Source organism: Kitasatospora nipponensis, assembly GCF_039528135.1.
GTDB classification, from domain to species: domain Bacteria; phylum Actinomycetota; class Actinomycetes; order Streptomycetales; family Streptomycetaceae; genus Kitasatospora; species Kitasatospora nipponensis.
Genome location: NZ_BAAALF010000665.1, coordinates 1 through 421 on the forward strand (window position 1 = coordinate 1; position 421 = coordinate 421).

At 67.2% G+C, this 421-nt stretch carries 1 protein-coding gene; it reads left to right on the forward strand.

From position 1 onward, the window contains the following. Positions 1-165 precede the first annotated feature (165 nt). Positions 166-421: hypothetical protein (locus ABD323_RS42590; RefSeq protein ID WP_344447416.1), on the forward strand; the 256-nt coding region annotated here is incomplete at its 3' end.

Below are 421 nucleotides of genomic sequence, written 5' to 3' on the forward strand. Positions count from 1 at the left end.
AACCCGTCGGACTTCGGTGGCTTCGACGGCGGTGGCGGGGGTGACTTCGGAGGCGGAGGGGACTTCGGGGGCTTCTGAGGCAGGTGGTGTGAAGCCCCTTGCCCGCTGATCATCGGGGAGCTAACAGTACGATGATCAGCCAGCACAGCAGCAAGGGGCAGTTTCATGGGGGAGCAAGGCTTCCGGGTAGAACCGGGCGCACTCAGGGCGTACGCGGCACTGATCGACGCACAGGCGGAGCGGATCGCCGAGATCCAGTCCCGGCTGGCCTCGGTGCCGCTGAACTCGAACGACTTCGGCAAGCTGCCGGACGCGCAGAACCTCTTCGAGGCGTACCAGGAGCACGCCGAGGCGGAGCAGCAGAACTTCGCCGACCTGCGGGAGGTGCTCACGGGGAGCGCCGAGGGCCTCCAGCACTCGG